At 55.9% G+C, this 2,137-nt stretch carries 2 protein-coding genes; both read right to left on the bottom strand.

What is annotated here, in order from left to right; translation table 11 throughout:
* Positions 1–452: 452 nt before the first annotated feature.
* Positions 453–959 carry a shikimate kinase gene (locus QZQ29_RS09245; RefSeq protein WP_296962620.1) on the bottom strand — a complete coding sequence of 169 codons (507 nt, stop codon included), beginning with the start codon at positions 957–959 and terminating at the stop codon, positions 453–455.
* Entirely contained in the window at positions 956–1,762 is an 807-nt protein-coding gene (locus QZQ29_RS09240; protein ID WP_296962618.1) for a shikimate dehydrogenase, read from the bottom strand. Before QZQ29_RS09240 ends, QZQ29_RS09245 begins: the two co-directional genes overlap by 4 nt.
* Positions 1,763–2,137 lie beyond the last annotated feature (375 nt).

Here is a 2,137-nt window from a genome sequence, read left to right as displayed (position 1 = left end):
GGTTCTAAAGTTTGACGGGCCTTCGGCCCGAGGGTTGTGGTATCGCCGCTTCGCGGCGATGAGTTTTATAATTCCGCTCCGCGGAATGGAAAACCATACAACCGCGCCTAACGGTCAGTCGATTAAAAGGAAGGCCCTTTTATGTGCAGGCTATGGGCCAACTTCGACTGACTTGCACATTCTCTGCAGAATGTGCACAGCGCGCGGAAATGCACCCCTTCTGCTGCCTGCGGCGGCGTCTCCCCCGGAGGGGAATAGGGGTGCATTTCCACGCCCGCAGGGCGGTTGTATGGTTTTATCATCATGGCGCCTTTCATTGTGTAAAGGCGCCCACCACCGCTGCCGCTCAGGATGACGGATGACCGGCGGGAAGCCCCGCGGGACAGCGGATAGCGGCCAGCGGTAAGCGGATAGCGGGAAGTGTCTGACATCTATCGTCTATCGTCTACCATCTATCTTCTATCTTCTATCCCGCCCACCATTTTCAGGAGCCGGGCCAGGACTTCTTCTTCGCTGCCCCGGTTTTCCAGTATCCTGTCTGCCGCCTTCCGGTAGAGGGCAATCCGTTCTTTATAGAGGGCAAATACTTTATCCGGTCCTTCCGCGAGGAGGGGCCTTTTTTCGACTTCCACGTCGGTGACGATGTCTTCGGCCCGGCGGTCGATGAAGATGAGAAGACCCGTTTCATGGAGTCTCGCCACGTTGCGGGAGCGTTTCACCACGCCGCCGCCGGTGGCGATGATGAGGTTCTGCCGGCGGGAGAGGTCTTCTATGGTCCTTTCCTCGGCATCCCGGAAGGCTTTTTCGCTTTCGGCGAAGAAACTTTGGATGGTTCTTCCTTCCTTTTCTTCCAGATAAGCATCGGCATCCACGAAGGGGCGGCGGAGTTTTTCCGCCAGGGCCATGCCGAAGGTGGTCTTGCCGCTTCCCGGCATGCCGATGAGGACGATGTTTTTCATTCGGTCATTTCCTCCACGATTTCCATAACGATTTCTTCGGGAATATCCCTTTCCATCCAGATTTCCTCCGCCGCCATGGCCTGCATGACCAGCATGTACATGCCGTTGCTGGCATCCCCTGTGGCATCATGGAGGAGTTTTGTTTCCGCAGGGTTATAGATGATATCCACCACTTTGGCAAAGGAGGCAGCCATGGTTTCGGAAATGGGGGATACTCCGGTTTTCGGGTACATGCCTACGGGGGTGGAGTTCACCAGAAGGTAATTGTCTCTGCCGGCGGAGAGGCTGTCATAGCCCTGGATGAGGACTTTCCTCTTTTCTGCAAAGGAAAGGAAATCTTTACCCACCTTCTCCGGATGGCGGCTGATGACATGGATTTCCCCGGCCCCCTTATCGAAGAGGCACTGGATAATGGCACGGGAAGCGCCGCCGTGGCCCAGGACCACCGCCTTTTTTCCCTTCACATCACAGCCGATGCGGGACAGGGTGCGGGCAAATCCGGTGTAGTCGGTGTTGAAGCCTAGAAGTTTTCCGTTTTTTCGGGCAATGGTATTCACGGCGCCAATGGTTTCTGCTTCCTTAGACAGTTCGTCCAGAAAAGGAATGACCTCCACCTTGTAGGGGATGGTCACGTTCAGCCCGTCATAGGATGCAAGGAGGGCGGGCAGGTCCTTTTGCAATGTATCCTTCGGGATTTCGATGAGTTCATAGGTCGATGAAATCCCCAGTTTTTGAAATAATTTTTCATGAATCACAGGAGACAGGCTGTGTCCCAGCACTTCTCCCAAAAGGCCCAGTTTCATGATTGGCTCCTTTCTATATATGGGCGGCTGCGCCCAAAGGGCCGCTGCGTGGCCCGGGTTCAGAGGGTTCAGCGCCCTTTGGGCGCAAAAGGTTCTGAAGTTTAACCGGCCTTTGGCCGGAGGGTTCTTAAGTTTGACAGCCCCTACGGGGCTGAGGGTTGTGGTATCGCCATTGGACACGCCTGCGGCGTGAGGGTTCAGAAGGTTCAAAGGGTTCAAAGGGTTCAGAGGGGGTGGTATCGCCCTGGCGGGCGATGAGATTTATTGCCGCCTGTCGGCGGCAGTGCTGCCGGAGGCAGCGAAAACCGTAAAACCGGGCTTCGCCCGTTGGAAATGCACCCCTATCCCCGCCTACGGCGGTACTTCTCCTAAAGG

Origin of the sequence: uncultured Dialister sp. (genome assembly GCF_900538805.1) — a bacterium.
GTDB lineage: Bacteria > Bacillota > Negativicutes > Veillonellales > Dialisteraceae > Dialister.
The sequence above is the reverse complement of the archived record's forward strand: the minus strand, read 5'-3'. Positions and strand labels throughout refer to the sequence as shown.

What these genes read in the sequence shown, in the direction of transcription:
- QZQ29_RS09245 (WP_296962620.1), bottom strand. Translation starts at nt 959, where the DNA reads ATGAAAAACATCGTCCTCATCGGCATGCCGGGAAGCGGCAAGACCACC.
- QZQ29_RS09240 (WP_296962618.1), bottom strand. Translation starts at nt 1,762, where the DNA reads ATGAAACTGGGCCTTTTGGGAGAAGTGCTGGGACACAGCCTGTCTCCT.